19 protein-coding genes are annotated in these 24,225 nt (G+C 64.4%); 9 read left to right on the forward strand and 10 right to left on the reverse strand.

The features are described 5' to 3' along the window. Positions 1 to 15: 15 nt before the first annotated feature. From LNV28_RS01540 to LNV28_RS01555, 4 genes are all read right to left on the reverse strand, one after another. Positions 16 to 795, reverse strand: coding sequence for a LytR/AlgR family response regulator transcription factor (locus LNV28_RS01540; RefSeq protein WP_318013816.1), 780 nt, complete (start codon positions 793 to 795; stop codon positions 16 to 18). Continuing rightward, on the reverse strand, positions 792 to 1,886 hold the full coding sequence (locus tag LNV28_RS01545; protein WP_263516835.1) for a sensor histidine kinase: 1,095 nt from the start codon (positions 1,884 to 1,886) through the stop codon (positions 792 to 794). Before LNV28_RS01545 ends, LNV28_RS01540 begins: the two co-directional genes overlap by 4 nt. Positions 1,887 to 1,956: 70 nt before the next feature. Further along, positions 1,957 to 2,367: a hypothetical protein gene (locus LNV28_RS01550; RefSeq protein ID WP_263516834.1), complete on the reverse strand. Its 411-nt coding sequence runs from the start codon at positions 2,365 to 2,367 to the stop codon at positions 1,957 to 1,959. 17 nt (positions 2,368 to 2,384) lie between these two features. Beyond that, on the reverse strand, positions 2,385 to 3,368 hold the full coding sequence (locus tag LNV28_RS01555) for a tetratricopeptide repeat protein (protein WP_263516833.1): 984 nt from the start codon (positions 3,366 to 3,368) through the stop codon (positions 2,385 to 2,387). A gap of 379 nt (positions 3,369 to 3,747) precedes the next feature. On the opposite strand from LNV28_RS01555, the gene LNV28_RS01560 reads away from it, so the two are divergent. Both LNV28_RS01560 and LNV28_RS01565 read left to right on the forward strand, forming a co-directional pair. Then, the gene (locus tag LNV28_RS01560) at positions 3,748 to 4,731 is read left to right on the forward strand and encodes an extracellular catalytic domain type 1 short-chain-length polyhydroxyalkanoate depolymerase (protein ID WP_263516832.1); all 984 of its coding nucleotides are present in this window, start codon (positions 3,748 to 3,750) and stop codon (positions 4,729 to 4,731) included. Positions 4,732 to 4,781: 50 nt separating this feature from the next. Further along, the gene (locus tag LNV28_RS01565; protein ID WP_263516831.1) at positions 4,782 to 5,522 is read left to right on the forward strand and encodes a DUF2306 domain-containing protein; all 741 of its coding nucleotides are present in this window, start codon (positions 4,782 to 4,784) and stop codon (positions 5,520 to 5,522) included. A gap of 59 nt (positions 5,523 to 5,581) precedes the next feature. On the opposite strand, the gene LNV28_RS01570 is transcribed toward LNV28_RS01565, so the two are convergent. Beyond that, positions 5,582 to 8,704, reverse strand: a complete 3,123-nt coding sequence (locus LNV28_RS01570; protein ID WP_263516830.1) for a bifunctional diguanylate cyclase/phosphodiesterase — start codon at positions 8,702 to 8,704, stop codon at positions 5,582 to 5,584. A 246-nt stretch (positions 8,705 to 8,950) separates the two neighbouring features. On the opposite strand from LNV28_RS01570, the gene LNV28_RS01575 reads away from it, so the two are divergent. Further along, entirely contained in the window at positions 8,951 to 9,931 is a 981-nt protein-coding gene (locus tag LNV28_RS01575; RefSeq protein ID WP_263516829.1) for a DUF3667 domain-containing protein, read from the forward strand. A gap of 1 nt (position 9,932) precedes the next feature. On the opposite strand, the gene LNV28_RS01580 is transcribed toward LNV28_RS01575, so the two are convergent. Beyond that, the gene (locus LNV28_RS01580; RefSeq protein WP_263516828.1) at positions 9,933 to 10,628 is read right to left on the reverse strand and encodes a DUF4386 domain-containing protein; all 696 of its coding nucleotides are present in this window, start codon (positions 10,626 to 10,628) and stop codon (positions 9,933 to 9,935) included. 359 nt (positions 10,629 to 10,987) lie between these two features. Between LNV28_RS01580 and lplT the strand changes: the two genes are divergently transcribed. Further along, positions 10,988 to 12,277, forward strand: coding sequence for a lysophospholipid transporter LplT (gene lplT / locus LNV28_RS01585; RefSeq protein ID WP_263516827.1), 1,290 nt, complete (start codon positions 10,988 to 10,990; stop codon positions 12,275 to 12,277). Between the two features lie 25 nt (positions 12,278 to 12,302). Here lplT and LNV28_RS01590 read toward each other — a convergent pair whose 3' ends face one another. Next, positions 12,303 to 13,556 (reverse strand): glycosyltransferase family 4 protein, encoded by a 1,254-nt coding sequence (locus LNV28_RS01590; RefSeq protein ID WP_263516826.1) that lies wholly within the window; start codon positions 13,554 to 13,556, stop codon positions 12,303 to 12,305. A 225-nt stretch (positions 13,557 to 13,781) separates the two neighbouring features. Here LNV28_RS01590 and LNV28_RS01595 point away from each other — a divergent pair, with 225 nt between their 5' ends. Next, complete coding sequence (locus LNV28_RS01595) at positions 13,782 to 14,408, forward strand: hypothetical protein (protein ID WP_263516825.1); 627 nt, start codon at positions 13,782 to 13,784, stop codon at positions 14,406 to 14,408. Positions 14,409 to 14,470: 62 nt separating this feature from the next. Here LNV28_RS01595 and LNV28_RS01600 read toward each other — a convergent pair whose 3' ends face one another. After that, positions 14,471 to 16,120 (reverse strand): aminotransferase class III-fold pyridoxal phosphate-dependent enzyme, encoded by a 1,650-nt coding sequence (locus LNV28_RS01600; RefSeq protein WP_263516824.1) that lies wholly within the window; start codon positions 16,118 to 16,120, stop codon positions 14,471 to 14,473. An 88-nt stretch (positions 16,121 to 16,208) separates the two neighbouring features. Here LNV28_RS01600 and asd point away from each other — a divergent pair, with 88 nt between their 5' ends. Both asd and LNV28_RS01610 read left to right on the forward strand, forming a co-directional pair. After that, positions 16,209 to 17,090 carry an archaetidylserine decarboxylase gene (gene asd, locus LNV28_RS01605; protein WP_263516823.1) on the forward strand — a complete coding sequence of 294 codons (882 nt, stop codon included), beginning with the start codon at positions 16,209 to 16,211 and terminating at the stop codon, positions 17,088 to 17,090. A 441-nt stretch (positions 17,091 to 17,531) separates the two neighbouring features. Beyond that, positions 17,532 to 20,435 carry a TonB-dependent receptor domain-containing protein gene (locus LNV28_RS01610; RefSeq protein WP_263516822.1) on the forward strand — a complete coding sequence of 968 codons (2,904 nt, stop codon included), beginning with the start codon at positions 17,532 to 17,534 and terminating at the stop codon, positions 20,433 to 20,435. Positions 20,436 to 20,547: 112 nt separating this feature from the next. Here the strand turns inward: LNV28_RS01610 and LNV28_RS01615 are convergent, their stop codons facing one another. Together LNV28_RS01615 and LNV28_RS01620 are read right to left on the reverse strand one after the other, a co-directional pair. Next, on the reverse strand, positions 20,548 to 21,069 hold the full coding sequence (locus LNV28_RS01615) for an energy transducer TonB (RefSeq protein WP_263516821.1): 522 nt from the start codon (positions 21,067 to 21,069) through the stop codon (positions 20,548 to 20,550). Positions 21,070 to 21,150: 81 nt separating this feature from the next. Next, complete coding sequence (locus LNV28_RS01620) at positions 21,151 to 21,921, reverse strand: hypothetical protein (protein WP_263516820.1); 771 nt, start codon at positions 21,919 to 21,921, stop codon at positions 21,151 to 21,153. 284 nt (positions 21,922 to 22,205) lie between these two features. Here LNV28_RS01620 and groES point away from each other — a divergent pair, with 284 nt between their 5' ends. Together groES and groL are read left to right on the forward strand one after the other, a co-directional pair. Continuing rightward, the gene (groES, locus tag LNV28_RS01625) at positions 22,206 to 22,496 is read left to right on the forward strand and encodes a co-chaperone GroES (RefSeq protein WP_133700865.1); all 291 of its coding nucleotides are present in this window, start codon (positions 22,206 to 22,208) and stop codon (positions 22,494 to 22,496) included. A gap of 61 nt (positions 22,497 to 22,557) precedes the next feature. Next, positions 22,558 to 24,207, forward strand: a complete 1,650-nt coding sequence (gene groL, locus LNV28_RS01630) for a chaperonin GroEL (protein ID WP_263516819.1) — start codon at positions 22,558 to 22,560, stop codon at positions 24,205 to 24,207. The last annotated feature ends 18 nt before the right edge of the window (positions 24,208 to 24,225 follow it).

Here is a 24,225-nt window from a genome sequence, read left to right on the forward strand (position 1 = left end):
CCAGCTTGGCTCGCCCTACATTTCCTTGAACAGCTGCAGATAGCTGCGGCTCACCGGTAGGCGTTCGCTGCGCCCCTTCAGCTCGATATCAGCGGTCTCGTTGTCACCGCGGGTGACGCGGCGGATCGAGCGCAGATTGACTACCACCGAGCGGTGCACCTGGGCGAATTGCTGCGGGTCGAGCTGTGGGAGCAGGTCCTTGAGCGGCATGCGGATCAAGGCCTCGGCCACCTGCCCTTCGTCGCGGTAGGCGACCAAGGTGTATTTGCTGTCGCTCTTCAGGTAGTCGATGTCGTCGACCGGAATCATGCGCAGCGAGGGGCCGACGCTGGCGCGCACCCAACGCAAGGTCTCGGGTTTGTCGAGTTTGAGACGCTCGGCCAGCTGCGCCAGCAAGGCCTCCGAATGCACCGCAGGCTGGGCCTGCTGCAGGCGCGCCTTCAGACGCTCCACCGTTTCGCTCAGGCGGGCCGCGGTGACCGGCTTGACCAGATAGTCGAGCACACCATGCTGAAAGGCTTCCAAGGCATATTGATCAAAAGCGGTCACGAAGACCAGATGCGCGCTTTTGCCGATCTGGCGGGCCACTTCCACACCGCTCAAGCCCGGCATGTGCACATCCAGAAAGCAGATCGTGGGGCGATGCTGCTCGAACATCTCGATCGCCTGTCGGCCGTTGCGGGCCTGCGCGACGATTTGCAGCTCCGGCCAGACAGCGGCCAGGCGCGCCTCCAAGATTTCACGCAAGAGCGGTTCGTCGTCGGCGATCAGGGCGGTCGGGGCAGTCAAGTTCATGGCTTGGGCTCGCTGAATTCAATGGTCACTTCCACCCCATGCGGCGCCACTTCGCGCAGCTCCAGACTGGCACTGCCACCATAGGCCCAGAGCAGGCGTTCGCGCAGCGCCGCCAAGCCGGTGCCCAGGCCGCCGCCGGTGGCTTGCAAACCCACACCGGTATCAAGCACGCGCAGGCGACAACGGCCGCCTTGCAGCAGCTCGGCATGCACGTCGATGCGCCCCCCCTCTTCGCTGGGGTCGATGCCATGCTGCACGGCGTTCTCCACCAGGGTCAACAAGGTCATTGGCGGGCAGCGCAGCAGATGCACACCGGCGCCGATGTGCAGCGCAAAGGCCAGCCGGTCCGGCATGCGCATCTGCATCAGCTCCAGATAGGCCCGCACCAGCTCCAGCTCCTGGCCCAGAGTGTTGGCCGAGCCGTCCAGGCGAGGCACGGCGGCGCGTAAATAGTCCGTGAGGCTTTGCAGCAATTGCGGGGCGCGCGGCGAACCGGCTTCCACCAGGGCCTGCACATTGGCCAGGGTATTGAACAAAAAATGCGGCTGGGCCTGGGCCGTCAGCAAGCGCATGCGCGCGTCGAGCGCCTGGCGGGCCAGTTCGCTGCGTTCCAACTCGAAGTCGTTGGCTTGTTTTTCCACTTTTGCCTCCCGTTGGCGCAAGAGGGCGGTCAGCGCGGTCCAAGGTGCCACCAGCATGCCGGAGAGGCTCATCAGCATGAAGCCAAAGAGGCGCTTCTCCTCCTTCCAGAAATCCGGTGCGCCCGCGTCGGTGCCGAGTTTGTAAAAGAGAAACACCGTGACCGGCACCACCAAGCCGACTGCCACCACCTGCAGCGCCCAGCGCGCCAGCCACTCCGGCAATCGGCGTGGCCATTGCTCAGTCAGACCGAAAGCCAGCAGCACAACCAAGCCGGTGCCGAACACCCGCATCGGCAAACGAAAGCTGAAGCTCGCGTAGGTGAGGTTGAGCAAAAGAGTCAGTAGGGTGCAGATGATGATGACGGTGCGCACGCGCCGCCAGCCGAAAAGCGCCCGCCAATTGAAGGCCGGCGACAGCGGCGCTGCTTCGAAGGGAGTGGTGGGTGACATCACGGCAGAATACTCGAGTGAATGGCTGGAAACTTGAGCGGCAATGGCGCGCGGACGTCAGTGCCAGCGATCAGCGCCAGCGTTGAGCGGGCTTGCGGAAGTAGTGGTGCGCGATGTAACGCCAGGGCAGCACCAGCGGCGTCAGCACCAGGCCCATCAGGCAGGCGAAGGCCGATTCCTGCACATTCGGCGTCATCGCCCCACCCAGCCACAGCGGGTACGCAATGAGCAGCAGCCAGATGCTCTTCCAGATCAGTTCGAAAATCAGCAGCGGCAACATCTGCAAGGGGTAGCGCAAGCCCCAGACACAGAGGATGGCCAGGCCGATCAGCATCGCGCCCAACTCACCCCTGCGCTGCGCCCACAGATCGCTGTGCTGCAAGAGGCTCGGCCCCCAGCTGCTGGCCAGACCGACCGTGATCAGCAAGTAGAAGGCGCGCAACAGATTCAGGCGCCAGAGGGGGACGTCTTGATCGCTCATTTGTATTTCCTTCAGCTTCAGCCGAGCTTGGCCAAGCTCTTGCGAGCGTCCTCGACATTGGCCGGGTTGGCCCGCTTGTTGGCAATGAAACGCTCGTACGCTGCCTTGGCCTGCGCCTTGTCGCCCTTGGCCAGATAGGCATCACCGAGGCGGTGATCGACGGGCAGTTCGTCAGCGCCGCCCAGCGTCCTGGCCCGCTCCAGGTAGCGAATCGCCTCGTCGGTTTGGCCCTGCGCGGCGTAGACCCGGCTCAGGCCATAGCTGCCATTGGCTTTGTTCGGCTGGTCGCGGTGCAGGCCTTCATACAGGCTCTTGGCCTTGGCCAAATCCTTGTTGTCCTTCATATAGACCCGCGCCAGTTGCTGGGTGGCCTCGCGCACCTCGTCCAGCATGGCGCCATCCTTGCTCGGCTTGACGCCCAGCAACTCGCTCTCCATCTCGGCCCATTTCTTGTCCTCGGCGGCAATATGGACACGGATGATGCGCGCCGTTTCGGGCTGGCTGCTGCGTACGGCGCCCTCCAGCTCCTTGGCCTTGGACACGCTGCCGCCCATCATGCCGGGCACGGTCAGATAGAGCTTGGCCAGCTGCACCCGGGCCGTGAAGCTGCTCGGCTCCAACTCCAGCGCGCGGACCCAGGTCTCTTTCAAGGTCCCCACGCTGCGCATGGCCTTGGCCATGCCCATGCTGATCATCTGCAAGCCGAGGTTCTGAGCCGAAGCCAGGTGGCACACCGCCATATTCGGGTGCTGCTCGACGCACAGCTTGGCCTGCTTGGCGCCGGACTCGAGGCGCTTGCCGTCGCCGGCATCGCTGAAGCTCATGGCCAAGGACAGGGCTGCGCTGGCCTCGGGATCGGCGGCATTGGCCTTCAAGCGGGTCTGCGCCACTTGTTCCAGTTCGACAAACTTGCCGGCATCTTGCAGAGACTCCAGCTGCGCATCCTTGAAGACGGCGGCTTGGGCGCTGCCAATAGAGGCGGCCAGCGCCAGCGTGAGCATGGCTTTGTGAATCGAAGAGCTGTGGCGAGCTGGAGAAAACTGAGTGTTCATGGTCGACTGACTATTGAGTGAGTGGCTTGAAGCAGCGGGCTTGGAACAAGCCGGCGCTGCGGAATTCGAGAAGGCAATGCCATTGTGTTGAGTGACCCGCCCGCCCGAACAGTCGCTCAGACGAGCCACGCGACCCGGGCTTTCAGACACGATGCGGCGGGATGAATCGCGCAACGGGCCGATCAAGGGCGGAACAACAGCGGCTGGCGCCTTTGGTCGCGGCCGGGCGTCGCTCGTCCCTGCAAGGGCGCCGCCGATCCGGCATGGCTTGGCCGCAGCCCTGGGCGACAGGCACAGTCGATCCCCTTGTTCCAAAGAAAGCCTTGTCATGAAGAAAGTTCTGCGTGTTCTGCTGCAAGGCTTCTTGGGCCTGACCGCCCTGCTGGCTGTGCTGGCCGGCCTATTCGCCTACTTCCTCTACACGCCCGAGCCCGCATTGCCGCAGCTGTCCGGCAACTTGAGCAAGGGCACGATTGAAGTGGCCGGCGTGAAACACAGCTACCGGACCTATGTGCCCAAGGACCTGCCCAAAGGCGCGCCGCTGGTCTTGGTGATGCATGGTTCGGGCGAAGGCCCACAACGCATTCGCATCGGCACCGGCTACGCGTTTGAGCGCCTGGCCGACCAGCATGGCTTCGCCGTCGTCTATCCCAAGGCCTACGCGTCCGACTGGAACGACTGCAGCCGCATCGGCGACAAGGAACTGAACGGCGTTCGCGGCGACGATGTGGGCTTCCTGTCCGCCCTGGTCGACAAACTGGTCAGCGAGCTGGCGCTCGACCCAGCGCGCGTGTTTGCGGCCGGCGTTTCCAATGGCGGCTCGATGGCGATGCGCTTGGCACTGGAGCAGCCGGGCCGCTACAAGGCAGTGGCCGCCGTGGTCGCCAATGTGCCGGCAGCCGAGAACTTCCAATGCAAGCCGGAGGCGCAAAAAGCCACCTCGGTGATGATCATGAACGGCACGGAGGACCCGCTGGTGCCCTTTGCCGGCGGTGAGATCAATCTGCTGGGCCTGTTCTACAAGGGCGGCCCGATTGTTTCCTCACGCGCTTCGGCGCAGTATTTTGCGAACTGGGCTCAGTTGGCCGGCGAGCCCCTGACGAGTGAGAAAACCGTCGCCGAGGGTGTGCGCGTCGAGCAAAACCGCTGGAGCCAGGATGGCAAGGCCGAGATCGAACTGGTGAGCATTCATGGCGGCGGACATGGTTTGCCACAGCCCTACTCCCAACGCCCGCGGCTCTTGGGCCCCTCCCCGATGGAGCCGAACGGCGCGGCCATGATCTGGGCCTTCTTCGAGCGCCAGCCGAAGTGAACAAAACAAGACCAGCAAACCCTATTCACTGAATTTCGGAGTTATTGACAATGGCCACCCTCTACATCAGCCCCGAGAGTTCCCCTCTCGTTCATGCCGCCGCCGCCGCGGTTTTGTATCTGCACATCGGCGCCGGCAGCGTCGGCATCCTGTCTGGCGCGGCCGCCTTTGTGTTCCGCAAGGGCACGCCGCTGCACCGCCTGATCGGCAAGATCTTTGTGATCTCGATGCTGATCATGTCCGGCATCGGCGCCGTCGTCGCACCGTTTCTGCCGACGCCCGAACGCGCCTCGGTGATTGCCGGCATCCTGACCTTCTATTTGGTCTTGAGCTCGTGGATGACGGTCCAACACAGGCCCGGGCAGATCGGGCGTTTCGACCATGGCTTGCTGCCCATCTCCTTGAGCGTGGTGGCCGCCAGTGCTTATTTGTTCTGGCTGGCCTCACAGAACCCGCGCGGCATGCTGGACGGCCAGCCTGGCGCCGCCTTTGTGATGTTCCTCATCATCGGCAGCCTGGCCGCCGTGGGTGACTTGCGCATGATCTTGCAGCGCGGTGTCAGCGGCGCCACCCGCCTGGCCCGCCATCTTTGGCGCATGACCGTGGCCTTGTTCATCGCCGCCAACTCGCTCTTTTTGGGCCAGCCGCAGGTGTTCCCAAAAGCGGTGCAAAAGTCCGGCTTGCTGATGGTGCCGGCCTTGCTGATCCTGGGCCTGCTGCTGTTCTGGCTGGGCCACACCGCCTGGGGTGCGCACAAGCGCCAACGCGCTCGCCGGCTGCAGTCCGCCTGAGCCCAAGTACGGCCAGCCTGGGTATGGGCAAGCAATACCAGCTGGCCTGATCAGCCCCGCTACCGAGCCGGCGCTGGCGGCAAGAACAGCTGCTCGAACTCCGGCGCCGGCAGCGCCTTGGCGAACAAATAGCCTTGCGCAAAGTCGCAGTTGATTTCGCGTAGCAGCTCTCTTTGCACCTCGGTCTCGACGCCCTCGGCGATGACCTGGATGCCAAGCTTGTGCGCCATCACCACGATCGCCTCGCACAGTGACAGATCAGGGGAATCGGGTGCCAGGTTGCGGGTGAAGGACTGGTCGATCTTCAGGTAGTCGACATCGAGTTTCTTCAGATAGGACAACGATGAGTAGCCGGTGCCGAAGTCGTCAATCGCCACCTGAACCCCTTGGTCTCGGTAGTTCAGGAGCCGGGCAGTGACACGCATATCGGTGTCCATCAACACGCCCTCGGTGATCTCAACGACGATGCTGCTGCCACTCAAACCGACCTGCTCCAAGAGGCTGAGCCAATCTTCCTGATGATGCCGGTCTGCCAGGAACTGCACGGGTGACTTGTTGACGCTGATCTGGAACTCGATCCCCAGCCGCTGTTTCCAATCGACGATCTGCTCGATGGCCTGTCGGATCACCCAGGCCCCGATCGGGTTGATCAAGCCCGTCTCTTCGGCGATGGGAATGAACTGATTCGGCGGAATCTGCCCCCGCGTCGGATGCAGCCAGCGCAGCAAGGCCTCGGCCTTGTGCACTTCACCGCTGGCCAGATCGATGATGGGCTGGTAGCGCAGCTCCAATTGACCGGCGCTCAAGGCATGACGCAAATCGCTGGCCAAGACCATATGCAACAGGGCGTCGTCCTGCATGGTGCGGGTAAAGAAACGGAAGCAGTGGCGCCCCTGCCCCTTGGCCGCATACATGGCCTGGTCGGCATTCTTGGTCAGCTCGATCACCGTTGTCGCGTCGTCGGGATAGATGGCGATGCCGATGCTGGCCGACACATGCAGCTCCGCACCGCGCAGCAGGTAAGGCATCGAGACCCGCTCGATGATCTTTTGCGCCAGCGCACCAATCACGGCCAGGTCATGCAGCTCCGGCAGCAAGACGGTGAACTCGTCGCCGCCGAGCCGGGCCACGGTGTCGCAGTCGCGCACCGAATCCTTGATGCGCGAAGCGGCCTCTACCAGCAACTCATCGCCAACATCATGACCCAAGGTGTCATTGACCTCCTTGAAGTGATCCAGGTCGATGAACAACACCGCAACGCGTTCTTCGTCCCGCTGTGCCTTTTTGATCAATTGATCGAGCCGGTCATGGAACAGCTGCCGGTTGGGCAGATGGGTCAGGCCGTCGTAATTGGCCTGCAGCCAGATCTTTTCTTCGACCGCCTTCAAGGTGGTGATGTCGGTATGGGTGCCGACCATGCGCAGCGGCAGCCCCTCGGCGCTGCGGCTGACGACACTGCCGCGCGCATAGATCCACTTGTAGTCACCGTTCTTGCAGCGCAGGCGGTACTCGGCCGCATAGACCTCAACGCGGCGCTGCAAATAGTCGTCCAGCGCCTGTTGCAGCCGGGCTTTGTCTTCCGGATGGATCAAGCTCAGCCAGCTCTGCTGGGTCGAGGGGAACTCGCTCTCGGAATAGCCCAGCATGTCCAGATAGCGCGGCGAGTACTGCGCCGCATCAGTTTCCAAATTGAGATCCCAGACGCCGTCGCCAGCGCTCTCGAAGGCGCATCGCCAGACGAATTCGGCCTCCTTGCGGGCGCTGATGTCATAGAAATTCACCACCACCTTGTCGATGCGCCCCTGCGCATCCAGATCGGCAAAAGCCGAGACCGAGACCCAGGTCAAGGACTGCTTGCCCGGTTTCTTGATGGCGAACTCCATGTCCCGCAGCGCTTCGCCGGTTTGGAGCACCACGCTGACCGGGTATTGCTCGGGGCGCAAGATCACGCCGGCCGAGTCCAGAAAGCACCAGGTCGGATCCACCGCCATGCGACCCTGCATCTGCTCATCGCACAGCCCCAAAATTTCGGCGGCGCGGCTGTTGTTGAAAAGGATGCGGGTGTCGGCCGCGTGGACCACGATGCCGGCATCCAGCTTGCGCAGCAAATTGAGATGCTGCGCCTCGGCGTCCATCAAAGCCTGGTGCTCGGCCAGCAAGGCCCCCTCTTTCGCCTGCATCGAGGCAATGAAGCCGTTTTGCTGCCGCATTGCCAGATGCATCTGACGCACCAGCTTGAACAGTGAAAATGCCAGGGCCGCCACCAGAGCGCCCAAGATGGCAGCCTGGGCACGCCAATGCCCCAACTCTTCGTCACGTGCCAGCCCGACGTTGACCACGTAGCCATACTTCTGGCTGCGCCGGTAAGAGTAGCTGCGACTCAAGGTATCCACACCAGAACCGTCGCTGATATAGCTGCCCTCTTGGGCGTTGACTTGCAATGCCTGCTTGAAGGGATCGGCCAATGTTTGCGACCCAAAAGGAATCGGGTTTTCCAGACCGAAGGTATGGCGCGCCATCAGACCCAGGTCCCGATCACGCAAGGCGATCGAGCCGCCGGGCGCCATCTTGATCTGCGCCAGCATCTGCTCCAGGTCTGGCAAGGGGATGGATGCATAGACCGTGCCGCCAAAGCCGCCATCGGCACGCTTGATGCGGCGCGCAAAGGTCCACAGCATGCGCTTGTCAATGCGCCCGATGACCGGCTTGGCGACATAAAGGCCCAGGCTGGGGTCATCACGCAAGTGAAGGAAAAACTCGCGGTCAGCCATCCAGGCCTTGGTGGAGGGATCATCCAGGCCATAGACCACCTGGCCCAGCTCATCGGTGGCGCGCAGAAAAGCCACATGGGGCACGCGCTGCTGCTGACGACTCAGCAGCGCGTCAATGACCTCCTTGTCAGGCTTTCCGCGGGCCTGCTGATGCTCGATCTCGTCGGCAGCAGCCTGCAGAGCCACGTCCAGGGTGTTGATCAGCCCGTCAAACGTGCCCTCCAGCGCGCGCGCCAAATGCTGCGTGCCGCTGTTCAAGCGGGACTCCATCTCCTGACGCAGATGCCAGATGGCAAACAGCGCGGCCAGCAAGGCGATCAGCACAATCGAGCTGGCGCCGGCATAGAGCCGAAAAGCCGGCAGCTTTCCCTGCTGAGGCTGCGTTTCACTTGCGCTTGGGCTTGCTTGCATGTCCATGAAGTCCAGACGGTCAGGGGAGCCTGATGATGCTTTTTCAGCATAGCCGCTATGGCCCGGCCTCGGTGCCAGTCTTGCCCTATTTTCAGGGTCCATATGCCGGTCATCGGAGCTATCCCGGCTGCGGGTACAGTCGATAAGCCCTGTACACCGCGCGAGGTGGCGCGGCGGGCCCTTCGACCTGGTCGACTGTCTGCTGGCGCAAGGCGGGCCCCTGTTTGCTCCAGCAAGGAAATGCCGATGCAAGATCTGCCAGATCGGACCGATACCGCGCAATGCATCACACCCTGCCGCAACTGCGGTGCGGAACTCGGCGCACCCGACTGGGACTATTGCCCGCGCTGCGGCCAGGAGACCAAGCTCGAGCTGCCATCGGTGGGGGAGTTTTTGGCCCATACCGGCGGGCGGCTGTTGGCGCTGGACGGTCGCCTGGGGCGAACGCTGTGGCATCTGGCCGTCAAACCGGGGGAGCTGGCCCAGGCCTATCTGGCCGGAAGGCGGCGCTACTTTGTACGCCCAGCGCGGCTGTTTTTTGTGCTCTCGCTGCTGCTGTTTGCGGTCTTGCGCCTGACCGCCGACAACCCGTCGGAGGACAGTGCGGCGGGCAGCACGGAGCAGCAACAGCGAGCGCCCGCTGCCGCTTCGGCCGCCTCTGCCCTTGCCCCTGCTGCCGCCCAACCTGCGGCCTCCAAGGCCCGCCCGCCGGCATCAGGCCCGACGATCAGCGATAACTGGCTGGAGATTCTCGAAGACGCCCCAAAACCGATTGCCGATCCCTTGCGCAAGCGGGTGCTGCATTACAAGGGACTGAGCCGCCCCGAACGCCTACAGCAGATCAAGAGCGGCTCGCTGCGCTTGGGCCCCTATGTGCTGTTCGCCCTGCTGCCGGTCTACGCAGCGCTGATGCAGTTGGCTTACCTGGGGCGCAGCAAGCGCTACCCGCAACGCCCCCGCCGTTATGGCGAGCATTTGGTGCAAGGCGCTTATCTGCATTGCAGCATCTTGCTGGCTTGGATCCTGGCCCTGCTGTTCCCCTGGGGCTGGCCACGGCTGGGGCTGAGCCTGTGGTTGCTGGTCTACCTGGGCCGGGCCCAGTACAAGGTCTATGGCGGGTCGGTCTGGGGCACCCTGCTGCGCATCCTGTTGGTGGCCTTCCCCTATATGTTCTGCGCCTTCATGATTTCGCAGGTTCTGCTGCCCATGGTGGCCGCCTTGCTGTGAGTCAGGCGGCTTGCAGACCGCTGCCGCGAGCGGCAGCTTCCTTGGCCGAAAAGCCTCTGACCAGCAACGTCAGGCTCAACACCAGCAGCATCAAGGCGAGCGGCGCCAGCACGGCAAGGTTCATGGGCTGCATGAACAGCGCCGAGCAAATACCCACCATCTGAATGGGAGCGGCCACCAGTCCGAGTGCGGAGATGATGCGCGGCACCAAGTTGGAGCGGAACATGGCCAGGAACAACACAAAAACCGAAGCGCCGCCGATCAGCTTGTCGATGTAGTGGATGCCGTGGCGGGCGGCCGCAACCATGCCGCGCATCAACTCGAACAGCGCCGGGTCAAGCCCCGGATTCTTCGCGTATTGCAAGCTCAAGGCGCGCATGGCCAGAAAGTTCGCCTGCTCCACCGCACTGGTCGCGACGACGACGGCGCTCAACAAGACATAGGCAAGCGCCAGTGAAGGGCTGGTCTGGCGCAGGATGGGCCAAGCCAGGATGGCGACGGCCATCATCATCAGGCTGGTCACGACGCCCAGCACCGCGCTGGCGCCAAACAGCGCGGGCATTTGCGCGCCGTTCTGGAGCCAGCCCGGCTCAGCGAAGATCGGAGTGCTCAGGCCGAAGTTGTTCCACATGCCCAGCAGCAGCGCGAGCAGCAAGAGCCCGCCGATCAGGCGGCCGGTTTGTTTTTCGGTGTTCATCAAAGAGCCCTTTCATTTGGTCGATGTCTGCATCATCTGGCAGGCAGTCGGCTCCAATGCCGCCCAACTGACGAGCCACGCGGGCGTCCGATGAAGCACGCCGGCGAGCGATCGCGACGGCGTAGCAGCGAGTCCCCCAGGGCTCCACCCGATTTGTCGACCGCAGGCGGGCACGACGCAGCCGAGCGCCCAGGCCGGTGCAGAGCAAGATCACCAAGGCGCCGTCCGCGCTGGCCGAGAACAAGCAGGGCTGCGCAGTCTTTGCCTTGCCCATACGGCCTGTCACGCCTGTTTCACACCCCCCTGTCACGCTGCCGTCTTTCTACACATCGCCCGCGACAGCGCAGCGAGCCCGCCCCATGCCACCTGGCTTTCACCGGCTGATCGCGGCCCAGTTCGCCTCGGCCCTGGCCGACAACGCCTTGCTCATCGTCACCATCGCCTTGCTGGTCGAACAGGGCTTTCCGGGTTGGTGGGCGCCGCTCTTGAAGTTTGGCTTCACGCTGTCCTATGTGCTGCTGGCACCTTTCGTCGGGCCGCTGGCGGATGCCGTGCCCAAGGCGCGGCTGATGGCTTGGATGAACGGCGTGAAGATGGTCGGCGTGCTGGGCTTGCTGGCTGGCGTGCACCCGATGGCGGCCTTCACCTTGATCGGCTTTGGCGCGGCCGCCTACGCGCCGGCCAAGTACGGCCTGGTGACCGAACTGGTGCCGGCGCAGGGCCTGGTGCAGGCCAATGGCTGGGTGGAGGTGTCGGTGGTGGGCGCGGCCCTGCTGGGCACAGTGCTCGGTGGGCTCTTGGTCAGCCCCTGGTTGCTGGGCTCGGGTCTGTATGCCGCTGCACGTGAGAGTTTGGAATTTTTGGGCTTGGCGCACGCCAGCGGCCTGAGCCTGTCCATCCTGGCGCTCATGCTGGTCTACGGCAGCGCCAGCTGGCTGAACCTGGGCGTGCCGGACAGCGGCGCACGCTACCCGGCCTGCACACTGAAACTGATGCCTCTGCTGCGCGATTTCAGCGAAGCGAATATGAAGCTCTGGCGCGACGCCGAGGGCGGGCTGTCGCTGGCGGTGACCACCATCTTCTGGGGCTTTGGCGCCACGCTGCAGTTCGCCGTGCTGCGCTGGGCGGCCGATGCCCTGCAGCTGCCGCTGAACCAGGCGGCTTACTTGCAAGCGGCCGTGGCCGTGGGCGTGGTGGGCGGGGCGGCGGCGGCCGGGCGCTGGGTGCCGCTGCGCGCGGCCCGCAAGATGCTGGGCTTTGGCGTACTGCTGGGCCTGTTGGTGCCGGCCGTGGCGCTGGCACCGGGCCTGCCCTGGGCCCTGCCCTTGCTGGTGCTGGTCGGTGTGGTCGGTGGCTTGTTGGTGGTGCCCTTGAACGCGCTGCTGCAGCACCGCGGCTTTTGCCTGTTGACGGCCGGCCGCTCGATCGCCGTGCAAGGCTTCAACGAGAACGCCAGCGTGCTGGGCATGCTGGCTCTGTACGCCGTTCTGCTGCGGCTGGACCTGCCCATCATCACGGTGATGAGCGGCTTCGGCCTCAGCATCGCGGCCACCATGGCCCTGCTCTGGCGGCGCGACGCTAGTCGGCATCGGGCCGCGCAGGCGAAAGAACAGAACGCGCAGAACCTGCCGGACAGCGCCCTGCTCTGAGCAGGCCGCGCCGGTCAAAGCCCGATCAAACCGCCGGACGCTTGGTCTTGCCGACCAGGCCCGGGCTCAGGCTCACCGGCTGGGCCGCACGCAGCATCACGGTGTCGAGCACGCCTTCGAAGCGGGCAACGATGGTGGACCAGTCCAGCTCGGACGCGGTCAGGGCCGCGGCAGCGCCCATTTGGCGGCGCAGCGCGGGCTGGCCGGCCAGATGCGTGGCGGCGCGCACAAAGGCGGCCGTATCGTCCATGGGCGCGAGCACGCCGTTCTCGCCATTGCGGATCAGCTGGGCGGCGGCCGCGTAGTCGAACGCCAGCACCGGCAGACCGCTGGCCATGGCCTCGGTGGTGACGTTGCCGAAGGTTTCGGTGAGGCTGGGGAAGAGGAAGAGGTCGCCGGAGGCGTAATGCGCGGCCAGGTCTTCGCCCTTGCGCTGACCGGCGAAGATGGCCTGCGGCCAGCGCGCCTGCAACTCCGCCTGCTGCGGGCCGCTGCCCACCACCACCAGGCGAGCCCGCGGTTGCACCTGCAGCACGGCTTCAAACGCCGCCGTCAAGGTGGCCAGATTCTTCTCGGGTGCGAGGCGGCCGACATAGACCACGACCAGATCGTCCTCGGCCACACCCCACTCGGCGCGCAGTGCGGCGCTGCGCCGGCCGGGCGAGAACTGTTGAATGTCGACACCGCGCGACACCACCGTCAGCTGCTTGAAGCCACCGGCCTCGAGGTCGCGCTTGAGCGCCTCGGTGGGCACCATGGTGCACTGGGTGCGGTTATGGAATTTGCGCAGGTAGGCCATGATGGGCTTGTAGAGCCAACCAATGCCGTAGTGCCGGCTGTAGGCATGGAAATTGGTGCGGAAGTCGGAGCTGACCGGCAGCTTCAGGTGCACGGCCGCCTGCAAGGCCGACCAGCCCAAAGCGCCCTCGGTGGCGATGTGCACCACATCGGGCCGGTGCACCGACCAGAGCTGCACCAGCGCTTTCTTGGACGGCACGCCCATGCGCAGATTGGGGTAGCGCGGAATCGGCAGGCCGCGCATCAGCACCTCGTGGAAACGCACCGTGCGCTCGGCTGCGTCGCTGGCGTCCTGGCGTGGGCGGATCAGTTGCACATCGTGGTTGCGGCGATGCAAGCCCTCGACGATGCGCGCCAAGGTCATCGCCACCCCATTGACCTCGGGCGGGTAGGTCTCGGTGACCACCGCTATCCGCAGGGACCGCTGGGCAGCGGGGTAGTTGTCGACAACGATGCTGTCCGCGCTGGGTGTGGGTTCCATGGCCGCATCTTGCCTAGGCCACATAACAGTTCAATGACAAGCCAGGCGTTCAGCCGCAAGGTCTGTGCTGACGAGCCGCAGCGCTCGGCCACGATGGTCACGCAGTTTTCATGCAGCGGCGTCACCATCGCGTCACGCAGGCCGAACCGGGCTGCGCTCGCTCCATTGTTTTGCCTTTTCTCTCGCCGGTTCCTTTCTTTCACCCTCACACAACCGAGGTGACGCGTGCGCCACAACATCTTCAAGAACCTCGCAGCCGAGCTGCGCGTGCAGCGCTGGGACGACCACCGCTACTACCACCACAGCCGCATCAACCAGAGCCTGCATCTGCTCAGCGCGATCTGCTTCGTCATTTCCTACGGCCTGCTCTTCGTTGACCCCGCCATGGCCGCCCTGCTGGCCTGGACCGTCTCTATGACCAGCCGCCAGGCCGGCCACTTCTTCTTCGAGCCGCGCGGCTACGACGAGGTCAACCAGGCCACTGACGAGCACAAGGAAGCGATCAAGATCGGCTACAACATCCGCCGCAAGATCGTGCTGCTGGCCGTCTGGGTGGCGCTGCCGGCCTTGCTCTGGCTGCAGCCCTCGGTGTTCGGCCTGATCGAGCCCGCCACCGACTTCCGCGGCTTCCTGCATGACGTCGGCATCTCCTGGCTGTCGCTGGGCGTGGCCGGCCTGCTATTCCGCGTGCTGCAGCTCTGGCAGCAGCAAAGCCTGATGACCGGCCTGACCTGGGCCACCAAGATCATCACCGACCCCTTCCACGACATCTGGCTGTACCACAAGGCGCCGCTCTACCTGCTGCGCGGCGAGCTGATCGACCCGATGGACCACGTCAAGCACGGCGGCTGAAACGCCGAGCGAGAAGAAGCAGGGCGCCGCGAGGCGCCCTGTTTTTCAAGCCCCGCTCCGAATCAGAAACGCTGCTGCAGCATCTCGCGCAAGACCGAGCGGCGGATGGACTTGTTGGTCAGCCCCTCGTCCTCCCACCACCAGCCATCGGCCTGCATGCATTTGCAGGCTTTGACGAAGCGCTGCAGCACTGCCTCGAAATCGGCATCGCTGTAGTTGAGGCTGAAGATCAGCCTTCCTGTGCCCACCCAACTCAGAGCCAGCCCTTGTTCACGCAGATAGAACTGCAGCATCCAGTTGTAGCGCGAGGGTTGGGTGTAGAACACCGTCCAGACGGATTGCATCTGGGCGATCTGCACCGGCACATCGGCGACCTGCAGCGCTTCATTGAAGTGCTGCGCGCGCTGTTCCCAGCGCTCGTCGGCCTGCGCGTAGATGGCCTTCACCGCCGGCGACTCCAAGCGGTCGAGGAAGGCACTCATGGCGCCCATCACGTAGGGGTGGGCATTGAAGGTGCCGCGGGCAAAGCAGATGTCGGCCGGCCGCTGCTCGCGGAAGCGCTTCATCAGATCGCGCCGGCCGCAGACCACGCCCACCGGCAGACCGCCGCCCAGGGTCTTGCCATAGGTGACCATGTCGGCGCGCACGCCGAAATACTCCTGCGCGCCGCCCGGTGCCAGGCGGAAGCCCAGGAACACCTCGTCGAAGATCAGCACGATGCCGCGCTCGGTACAGACCTCGCGCAGAGCTTTGAGCCAAGTGGTGTAGGCCTCGCGGTCGAAACCAGCGCGGCGGCCGCTGTCCAGCAGGGAGGAATCACCCGGCGCGCCCTTGTTCGGGTGCAGGGCCTGCAGCGGATTGACCAACACGCAGGCGATGTCGCGACGCGTGCGCAGCACTTGCAGGCTGCGCGGGTCCAGGTCTTCCAGGGTGTAGGTCTCGCGCGGCGGCAGCGGGTTGCCGGGACCGGGCTGCACATCCTCCCACCAGCCGTGGTAAGCGCCACAGAAGCGCACCAGATGCTTGCGGCCGGTGTGATAACGGGCCAGCCGCACGGCTTGCATCACCGCCTCGGTGCCCGACATATGGAAGGACACCTCGTCGAGCTTGGAAATGGCCTTGAGCCGCTCGACGTTGTCGGCCACGCAGGGGTGGTAGGCGCCCAGCACCGGCCCGAGCTTGTGGGTCAGGGCGATGCCCTCGTCCACGCAGTCGCGGTAGAAGTCGTAGCCGAAGACATTGACGCCGTAGGAGCCGGTCAAGTCGTAGAAGCGATTGCCGTCCAGGTCCTCCACCATCACGCCGCCCGAGGCCTGCAGAAAGCTGCCGCTCTTCAGGTGCTCGCGCAGATAGGGGCTGTACTGGAAAGGCACGCGGTAGCTGCCGGTGAACTGCAGGTCGGAGATGCCTTCACGGGCCCGCGCCGTCATGGCAATGCTTTTCTCAAAACGAAACGAGTACACCGCGCACAGGCGCTGAAAGCCGGCGCGGCGCTGCGCGGCCACGGCCGACGGCGCCTCATCGGAGGCAAAGAAGCGCACCTCGTCGTAGGCGTAGCCGGGAATCCAGCCGGCCAGGCGCTTGGCCATGCGCGAGTGCCCGGCCAGCGAACGGTGCTTGGCCCGCGACAGCTCCAGTCGCCGCTTGGCCTTGGGCAAGGTCCAGGCCAGCGCGGCCAGGGCCAGCGCCGAGAGAGCAAAAGTTTCATTCATTCCACATGCCTACCTGGTTGTCGCCGCCTGCGTGGCAGCGCTCTTTGTTGCGCAGACCTCTTATCTAACAGCCCGAATTGACAAGCTCATGAAAACCTCCGCCTGGCGCCAAACCCTGCAGCGCAGCCTGCAGCAGGAAGACCTCAACTTCCTGCTCACCAACCGCATCCCGCGCATCGCCCTGACCCGCTTCATGGGCTGGTTCAGCCAGCTGCGCCATCCGCTGCTGGCGCGCGCCTCGATCGCCGTCTGGCGCCTGTTCACCGACCTGGATCTGAGCGACGCCAAGCAGCAGCGCTTTGCCAGCCTGCACGACTGCTTCACCCGCGAGCTGCGCGAGGGCGCACGCACGGTCGACCCGCGGCCCGAAGTGCTCAGCAGCCCCTGCGACGCCATCGTCGGCGCCTGCGGCCGGGTCGAGGCCGGCCAGGTCTTCCAGGCCAAAGGGTTTCCGTATGCACTGCACGATCTCTTCGGCCCGACGCAGGACACGAGCGCCTTCGAAGGCGGGCTCTTCATCACCCTGCGCCTGACCTCGGCCATGTACCACCGCTTCCATGCGCCGGCCGACTGCCGCGTCGAGCATGTCACCCACATCGCCGGCGACACCTGGAACGTCAACCCGATTGCACTCAAGCGGGTCGAGCGCCTGTTCTGCCGCAACGAGCGCGCCGTGCTGCGCTGCCGCCTGGACGACGCCCAGGCCACGCCGATCGCCCTGGTGCCCGTGGCCGCCATCCTGGTGGCCAGCCTGCGCCTGCACTTCCTCGACCTGCTGCTGCACGTGGGCTACCGCGGCGCCAACGAACTGCCCTGCCGGGCCGAGTTCCGAAAAGGTCAGGAAATGGGCTGGTTCCAGCATGGCTCGACCATCCTGGTCTTCGTGCCACCGGGCTTTGCGCTCTGCGAGGGCATTGCCACCGGAGAGCGCCTGCGCATGGGACAGGCACTGCTGCGTCGCCAGCCTTGAACCACTTCGAACGGTGCGCGCTGTACGCACACCGATGCAAGAGCCCGGCCTGATCCGCCGCTGCATTCACACCCGGTGCGCCCAGCGCACGGCCGAACCCTCGGGACCATGACTTGAGGCATATGCCCTTGAGCATGGGCCGCGCGGCTTCGCCACACTTCCGCCGAGCCATGCGCCTGCACGCAAGGGTCGAAAGTCATGGAAGAAATGGCACCCATTTGAGCTGCGAACGCCAGCCGCACAAAGCAGACCCAGCTACACGATGGATGCCGCTGAAACCGCTAGTTTGTGGCGAGTCACCGACAAGGAGTGACCCTCTCGAGCGCCAGGAACTGCACTCCTAGACTCACTCGCATCGCCTCCCCAACCCGGCCTTCCAGCTACAGCGGTTTGCAGGGTCCGAGCGCGTTATGGTCTACCCACCTCGCAGGAGATTCCCCTATGTTGAAACACCCGAAGTTCAGCGCCATCGGCGCTGCCGCACTGCTGGCCATGACGGCCTCGGCACAAGCACAGACCGCCGCCCCGCAGCAAATGGAACGCGTCGAAGTGACCGGCAGCCGCATCCTGTCGGCCGGCGCCCTGGCGCCCGCCCCGGTGCAAGTGATGACGGCCGCTGACATCGCCTCCTCCGGCGCGGCCAATCTGCAAGAGCTGCTGCTCAAGAGCCCCGTGTTCGGCGGCGGCGCCGGCAGCAACAGCCTGAGCCGAAACACCTCCAACTTCCTGACCTCGAGTTCGGGCGTGTCCACCCTGGACCTGCGCAATCTCGGCGTCGACCGCACCCTGGTGCTCGTCAATGGCCGCCGTTATGTCTCGGGCGTTCCCGGCTCTTCCGCCGTCGACCTGAACACCATCCCGACCGACTTCATCGAGCGCGTGGAAATGCTGACTGGTGGCGCTTCGTCCACCTATGGCTCCGACGCCGTGGCCGGCGTGGTCAACATCATCCTGAAGCGCAATATCAACGGCCTGAAGCTGGACATGCAGCTCGGCCGCAGCGAAAAGGGCGATGACGAGAAGAAGAAGTTCAGCGCTTCCTTTGGCACCAGCAGTGCCGACGGCCGCGCCAACCTGATGACCCACTTCGCGTTCACACGCCAGGGTCAGACCATGGCGCGCGACCACGGCGTGGAATACGACCAGACTTCGCTGGCCGTGCTGAACCCCAAGACCACGAATCCGGCTGACATCTTCAATGTCCGCAAGCCGACCTTCTCGGCCTTCGCGCCCGCCGGCCATTTCTATGGCACCGACGCCGCCGGCAAGGACATCGACTTCACCTACGACGCCGCCGGCAAGCAAATCCCCTGGTCGCAAAACGGCCCGGCCGGCGACGGCGTCGGCGCCACTGGTTTCAACCGCCAGGCCTACCGCGCCATTTCGGTGCCCACCGACCGCATGCTGCTGGCCACCAAGGGTGACTACGCGCTGAGCGACAAGCACCAGATCTTCTTCGAGGGCACCTATGCCGCGACCAAGACCAAGTCCGAGATCGAACCGTTCGCACTGTCGTCCAGCGACATCTACCCGAGCACCGAGGTCGTGCCGAGCGAGTTCCTGATCAACGGCAAGACGGTGCGCAACCCCCTGGTGCCCGCAAATCTGGTCGGCGACTACTTCTTCCAGCGCCGCATGGCCGACCTGGGCAGCCGCATCCAGCAGGCCGACCGCGACACCTTCCGCTTCGTGCTGGGCATGAAGGGTGAAGTGAACCCGACCTGGTCCTACGAAACCTACATGGGCTACGGCGCCACCAAGGAAGGCCAGCGCGGCAATGGCCAGGTCAATGTGCTGAACATGCGCAACGCCCTGGAAGCCATTCCCGACGGCAAGGGCGGCGTGATGTGCCGCGACGAACTGGCCCGCGCCCAAGGCTGCGTGCCCGTCAACATCTTCGGTGCCGGCACGATCTCGGCGGCCGGCGTGAAGTACATTGCCGCGCCGCAGTCGCTGAACACCAAGGTGACACAGAAGATGGCCGGCTTCACCGTCTCGGGTGAGCCGTTCGAAATGCCTGCTGGTCCGGTCGGCATCGCCGTCGGCGGCGAATGGCGCGCCGAGTTCTCGGAAGACGTGCATGACGCCCTGACGGCAACCGGCCTGAACGGCGGCAATGCCCTGCCCGACACCAAGGGTTCCTTCAACGTCAAGGAACTGTTCGTCGAGACTCGCCTGCCCCTGCTCAAGGGCCTGCCCCTGATCAAGACCCTGGACGGCATCGCCGCCGTGCGTGCCAGCGATTACTCCACCGCCGGCAAGACCAACAGCTGGAACACCGGCCTGGACTGGGCCGCCAACTCGACCGTTCGCGTGCGCCTGACCAAGGCCGTGTCCACCCGCGCGCCCAATGTCGGCAATCTGTTCCAAGCTCCGTCGCAAACCTTCCCCTCGGGCCTGAAGGACCCCTGCAACGGCGTCAAGAGCACCGACACCGGCGCCCTGGCCACCAACTGCAAGGCCGCGCCGGGCGTGGCAGCGAATATGGCCGCCAATGGCGGTGTGTTCACGCTGACTCAACCCGATCGCGACAGCATCAGCGGCTACGACAGCGGCAACCCGGACCTGAAGCCGGAAAAGGGCAACTCGACCACCTTCGGTGTGGTGATCACGCCCAAGGGCATCCCGGTGCTGGACAAGTTCGCCTTCACGGCCGACTACTTCGACATCAGCATCGACAAGGCCATCAACACGCCCGGACGCCAGTACGCGCTGGACCAGTGCTACAGCGGCACCGACACCGCCTTCTGCAAGTTCATCACGCGCCGCCCCAACGGCACACCCGGCAACAGCGCCGGTTCGATTGACTTGATCAATGAAGTGCCGGTGAACAGCGGTGGCCAGATCGCCAAGGGCCTGGACTTCACGGCCAGCTACTCGGACAAGATCGGCGCCGGCCGCCTCAATGGTCGCCTGAGCTACACCCACCTGCTGAAGGCCGAGTACAAGGCCACGGACACGGCCATGCCTGACCCGACCGCCGGTGAACTGGGCTCGCCGCGCAACCGCTGGAGCCTGAACCTGGGCTACGAGCAAGGTCCCTGGGCGCTCACGACCACGGCCACCTTCATCGGCCAGTCCTACCTGAACGACAGCTTCCGCAAGGGCTATCCACAGTTCACCAAGGCTGACTTCAAGGTGGCGTCCAAGACCTATCTGGACATGCAAGGCACCTACGCAGTCGGCAAGGCTCAGTTCTATCTGGGCATTGACAATGTGCTGGGCACCAAGCCGGCACCGATCGTCAGCGGTCTGCCGGGCAACACCACCGGCACCGCCACCGACGCCGGCACCTACGACGCGATCGGCCGCCGCTACTACCTGGGCGTGCGCTACAGCATGTAAGGCATGAAGGGGTGGCCGCCAGGCCACCCTTGGCGTACCCGCCTCGCTGGACGTTAGAAAGCCGGTCACCCCTGCTCGGGGTGGCCGGCTTTTTTCATGGGCGCTGGTGCGATCAGCCGGGTGTCAGGCTCAGTTGCCAGTGGAACAGATAGTCCTGGCTGCAAGGCTGACCGGCGCACAGCGCCGGCTTGAAACGCGTGCGACTCAGGATGCCGGCCACATAGGCATCGAACTGCCGGTCGACGGATTCCATGATGGCGACCGAAGTCACCCGCCCTTGTGCGCTGATCTGGGCGTGCAGGCGCAGCTGTCCCTGGACTTGCAGAATCTTCTGCGCCTCGATCATTTCGCTGACCACGGCCTTCAGGCCCTGGGCCGGAAAAGGCGGCTCGTCGTTCGGCCCCATCTGCTCGTACGGGGCTTTGAGGTCCGCCTGCTGCTGGGGTGACATCTGCTCGTAGCGCAGATTCAAGGGCACGCGGGTCGAGGTGGCGATTTCACGGCGAAACTTTGAGCCGGTGCGAGCCTCGCTGTCCTTGATGCTGAACTGGGGCGCAGCCTCCTGAGCCTGTGCTGCCGGCAGCAGAAGAGCCAGGCACAAGACGCCCAGCGGGCGCAGATCTCTTGAACTCATCATCACCTTCTTGAGAGATTGGAACGCGCCATGCTAACGGCCTAAGCCAGCGCCATGAATCCCCATTGAGGGCGATGGTCGTCACGCTGTGGCTTGTGACTCCAGCTTCTCCATACATTGCCAAAACCACTGCTGCGCCTGCCCATGCTTAATTTCCAGATCGGCCAGATCTCGCACAAAAGCCAGCGCTTCGATGCGGACGCAGACCTCGGGCGGCAGATCGCGCGCCAGATAGCGCAGGCCAAAACCGCGCCGCTGCGGGCAATGCAGCAGGCGCAGCGCCTCGACCAAGGGCTGCAAGGTCATGCGCTGGTAGAACTGCAAGGCCTCGACGGCCCGGCCGCGCAAGCGCTCCTTGGTCGGGATGTGCTGGAACATGGCAAAAGCGGCGCGCAGGGCCGGCAGGCGCGCGCGCGCCTGGGCGCAGTCCAGCACCGGATCGAGATGCCGCTCTGCCAGCAAGCCGGCGCGGTCCAACCAAGTCTGCCCATGGCCGTGCAACTCCACCTCGCGGAACAGCAGCGGGTCGCTGCGCTTGAGCAGGACCAAATCGACCACCAGAAACTCCGAGCAGCCCTGCAGCCGGTAGAAACGCTGCTGATAGCCCTGGGTGGCTGGCACCTCGTAGGCCAAATCCATGGGTGAGAGCTGCGCCAGCCCGGCCTCGATCGCCGCGAACACGGCCGCGACGGCCTCATCGTCAACCACCAGCACCGCATCGATGTCGGACCACTGATCGCGGTAGCTGAAAGCCGCGCTGCCGCCTTCCCAGGCGGCCTGCACCGCAGGCAAGGTTTCAACGATCTGCCGCAGGGCGGCAAGCAAGACGGGGCGGGTGATGACGGTGTTCATGGAGCCAGCCTAGCCGCAAGCGCTCGCCTTGGGGCGCCGGGCAGTGCTGATCCGCACGCCCAGCGCACGGGCTTGGGGCCACGGCGGCTTTGCTGCGCCCCGCCCTCTTGAAAGCCGGGAAGCCGCCCCTATAATCCTTTCTGCTAGCACTCAACCCAATCGAGTGCTAACGACCCCAGAAGCCCGGCCCGCCGGGCTTTGTCGGTCACGGTTTTTCCCCATGAGGGGGTGGACGGCTCGGCCGATCACCCCTGAACAAGTCCCGAAAATCTCAAGGAGATGTGATGAAACTGCGTCCTCTGCACGATCGCGTGATCGTTAAGCGCCTCGAACAAGAAACCAAGACCGCTTCGGGCATCGTCATCCCTGACGCCGCTGCTGAAAAGCCGGATCAAGGCGAAGTGCTGGCCGTCGGCGCCGGCAAGCGCAATGACCGTGGCGACCTGATCGCCCTGAACGTCAAGGTCGGTGACCGCGTTCTGTTCGGCAAGTACTCGGGCCAGACCGTCAAGGTTGATGGCGACGAACTGCTGGTGATGCGCGAAGAGGATTTGTTTGCTGTTGTCGAGAAGTAATTCTTCTTCTCTCGACCCGCAACAAGTTCTAGACCTTTTCTAAGAATTCGGAGAAATACACATGGCAGCAAAAGACGTGATCTTTGGCGGCGAAGCTCGTGCTCGCATGGTTGAAGGCGTGAACATCCTGGCCAATGCGGTCAAGGTGACCCTGGGCCCCAAGGGCCGCAACGTGGTGCTCGAGCGCTCTTACGGCGCCCCCACCGTGACCAAGGACGGTGTGTCCGTGGCCAAGGAAATCGAGCTGAAGGACAAGCTGCAGAACATGGGCGCGCAGATGGTCAAGGAAGTTGCTTCCAAGACCAGCGACAACGCCGGTGACGGCACCACCACCGCCACCGTGCTGGCCCAAGCCATCGTGCGCGAAGGCATGAAGTACGTGGCCGCCGGCATGAACCCGATGGACCTGAAGCGCGGCATCGACAAGGCGGTCACCGCCCTGGTCGCCGAGCTGAAGAAGGCCTCGAAGGCCACCACCACCTCCAAGGAAATCGCACAAGTCGGCACGATCTCGGCCAACAGCGATGTGGAAGTGGGCCGCATCATCGCCGAAGCGATGGACAAGGTCGGCAAGGAAGGCGTGATCACCGTCGAAGACGGCAAGAGCCTGGACAGCGAACTCGACGTCGTCGAAGGCATGCAGTTCGACCGCGGCTACCTGTCGCCTTACTTCATCAACAACCCCGAGAAGCAAGCCGCGCTGCTGGACAACCCCTTCGTCCTGCTGTTCGACAAGAAGATCTCGAACATCCGCGACCTGCTGCCCACGCTGGAGCAAGTGGCCAAGGCCGGCCGTCCGCTGCTGATCATTGCTGAAGAAGTCGAAGGCGAAGCGCTGGCGACCCTGGTGGTCAACACCATCCGCGGCATCCTGAAGGTCGTGGCCGTCAAGGCTCCTGGCTTCGGCGACCGCCGCAAGGCCATGCTGGAAGACATCGCCATCCTGACCGGCGGCAAGGTCATCGCCGAAGAAGTCGGCCTGACCCTGGAGAAGGTCACCCTGGCCGATCTGGGCCAAGCCAAGCGCGTCGAAGTGGGCAAGGAAAACACCACCATCATCGACGGCGCCGGTGCTGCTGCCGACATCGAAGCTCGCGTCAAGCAAGTGCGCATCCAGATCGAAGAAGCGTCCAGCGACTACGACCGTGAAAAGCTGCAAGAGCGCGTGGCCAAGCTGGCCGGCGGTGTTGCCGTGATCAAGGTCGGCGCTGCCACCGAAGTCGAGATGAAGGAAAAGAAGGCCCGCGTGGAAGACGCCCTGCACGCCACACGCGCTGCAGTGGAAGAAGGCATCGTGGCCGGTGGTGGCGTGGCCCTGCTGCGCGCCAAGCAAGCGGCTGGCGCCATCAAGGGCGACAACGCTGACCAAGACGCCGGCATCAAGCTGGTGCTCAAGGCCATCGAAGCTCCCCTGCGCGAAATCGTCTACAACGCCGGTGGCGAAGCCTCCGTGGTCGTGGCCGCTGTCCTGGCTGGTTCGGGCAACTACGGCTTCAATGCCGCCAACGACACCTATGGCGACATGATCGAAATGGGCATCCTGGACCCGACCAAGGTGACCCGCACTGCACTGCAGAACGCCGCTTCGGTGTCCTCGCTGATGCTGACGACCGAGTGCATGGTCGCCGAATCGCCGAAGGAAGAAGCAGCCGGCGGCGGCATGCCTGGTGGCATGGGCGGCATGGGCGGCATGGGCGATATGGGCATGTAATGCCCAGCCCGGCAGGCC

Source organism: Paucibacter sp. DJ2R-2, assembly GCF_025717675.1.
GTDB lineage: Bacteria > Pseudomonadota > Gammaproteobacteria > Burkholderiales > Burkholderiaceae_C > Paucibacter_A.

Excerpts from the sequence above, each read along its gene's own strand:
- LNV28_RS01580 (WP_263516828.1), bottom strand. The coding sequence starts at position 10,628 with ATGAACACCGAAAAACAAACCGGCCGCCTGATCGGCGGGCTCTTGCTG.
- LNV28_RS01600 (WP_263516824.1), bottom strand. The coding sequence starts at position 16,120 with ATGAATGAAACTTTTGCTCTCTCGGCGCTGGCCCTGGCCGCGCTGGCC.
- LNV28_RS01545 (WP_263516835.1), bottom strand. The coding sequence starts at position 1,886 with ATGTCACCCACCACTCCCTTCGAAGCAGCGCCGCTGTCGCCGGCCTTC.
- LNV28_RS01615 (WP_263516821.1), bottom strand. The coding sequence starts at position 21,069 with ATGAGTTCAAGAGATCTGCGCCCGCTGGGCGTCTTGTGCCTGGCTCTT.
- groL (WP_263516819.1), top strand. The coding sequence starts at position 22,558 with ATGGCAGCAAAAGACGTGATCTTTGGCGGCGAAGCTCGTGCTCGCATG.
- LNV28_RS01620 (WP_263516820.1), bottom strand. The coding sequence starts at position 21,921 with ATGAACACCGTCATCACCCGCCCCGTCTTGCTTGCCGCCCTGCGGCAG.
- asd (WP_263516823.1), top strand. The coding sequence starts at position 16,209 with ATGAAAACCTCCGCCTGGCGCCAAACCCTGCAGCGCAGCCTGCAGCAG.
- LNV28_RS01560 (WP_263516832.1), top strand. The coding sequence starts at position 3,748 with ATGAAGAAAGTTCTGCGTGTTCTGCTGCAAGGCTTCTTGGGCCTGACC.
- LNV28_RS01555 (WP_263516833.1), bottom strand. The coding sequence starts at position 3,368 with ATGCTCACGCTGGCGCTGGCCGCCTCTATTGGCAGCGCCCAAGCCGCC.
- LNV28_RS01540 (WP_318013816.1), bottom strand. The coding sequence starts at position 795 with ATGAACTTGACTGCCCCGACCGCCCTGATCGCCGACGACGAACCGCTC.
- groES (WP_133700865.1), top strand. The coding sequence starts at position 22,206 with ATGAAACTGCGTCCTCTGCACGATCGCGTGATCGTTAAGCGCCTCGAA.
- LNV28_RS01590 (WP_263516826.1), bottom strand. The coding sequence starts at position 13,556 with ATGGAACCCACACCCAGCGCGGACAGCATCGTTGTCGACAACTACCCC.
- LNV28_RS01610 (WP_263516822.1), top strand. The coding sequence starts at position 17,532 with ATGTTGAAACACCCGAAGTTCAGCGCCATCGGCGCTGCCGCACTGCTG.
- LNV28_RS01570 (WP_263516830.1), bottom strand. The coding sequence starts at position 8,704 with ATGCAAGCAAGCCCAAGCGCAAGTGAAACGCAGCCTCAGCAGGGAAAG.
- LNV28_RS01565 (WP_263516831.1), top strand. The coding sequence starts at position 4,782 with ATGGCCACCCTCTACATCAGCCCCGAGAGTTCCCCTCTCGTTCATGCC.
- lplT (WP_263516827.1), top strand. The coding sequence starts at position 10,988 with ATGCCACCTGGCTTTCACCGGCTGATCGCGGCCCAGTTCGCCTCGGCC.
- LNV28_RS01550 (WP_263516834.1), bottom strand. The coding sequence starts at position 2,367 with ATGAGCGATCAAGACGTCCCCCTCTGGCGCCTGAATCTGTTGCGCGCC.
- LNV28_RS01575 (WP_263516829.1), top strand. The coding sequence starts at position 8,951 with ATGCAAGATCTGCCAGATCGGACCGATACCGCGCAATGCATCACACCC.